The 463-nt window shown below is 46.0% G+C and carries 2 protein-coding genes; both read right to left on the bottom strand.

The window, feature by feature from the left end; all coding sequences use genetic code 11:
- Window positions 1-185: hypothetical protein (locus I6F16_RS37560; RefSeq protein WP_132885718.1), on the bottom strand; the 185-nt coding region annotated here is incomplete at its 3' end.
- 14 nt (window positions 186-199) lie between these two features.
- The coding region (locus I6F16_RS37555; RefSeq protein WP_225174782.1) for a DUF3304 domain-containing protein at window positions 200-463 on the bottom strand (264 nt) is incomplete at its 5' end.

Here is a 463-nt window from a genome sequence, read left to right as displayed (position 1 = left end):
GCTTTACAGCAAGGCGCACCACCGACTACGTCACCTTCAGAAAGCCTTTTTTGCTCTTGCGCCCTTGAAAAAACCCGTTCATCGCTCTGCTGCTTTAATATATTTTCTGATAATTTTTTAGAATCATAAATCAGGCGCCCTGCCACAGGATGGGTGGGTGCTATATGAAATCCAAAATTAGGCATCTTCCCACCTGCCTTCAGTTAGCCGGACATATCTTTGACTTTCTCATCTCGAAATAGGCCTTATCAGGATATTTTGGATGATTCGGCCCATAACAAGTCGTAGAAACAGCCACCTCGTCACACGGCAAGAAGTGCACCTGCAGCAAGCACACCTTTTCATCATACCTAGGCACATTCACAGTCGCCTTGTGACGGGTGTAACTTGAGGCATGCCTCAAATAATCACTCTCATCCAACCGCCCATATTTATCTCGTTTTATAACGGCACGGGGATTTGG

Origin of the sequence: Bradyrhizobium sp. IC4060, assembly GCF_020193715.1 — a bacterium.
In the GTDB taxonomy this organism is placed as follows: Bacteria; Pseudomonadota; Alphaproteobacteria; order Rhizobiales; family Xanthobacteraceae; genus Bradyrhizobium; species Bradyrhizobium yuanmingense.
This window is presented reverse-complemented; position numbering and strand designations above follow the sequence as displayed.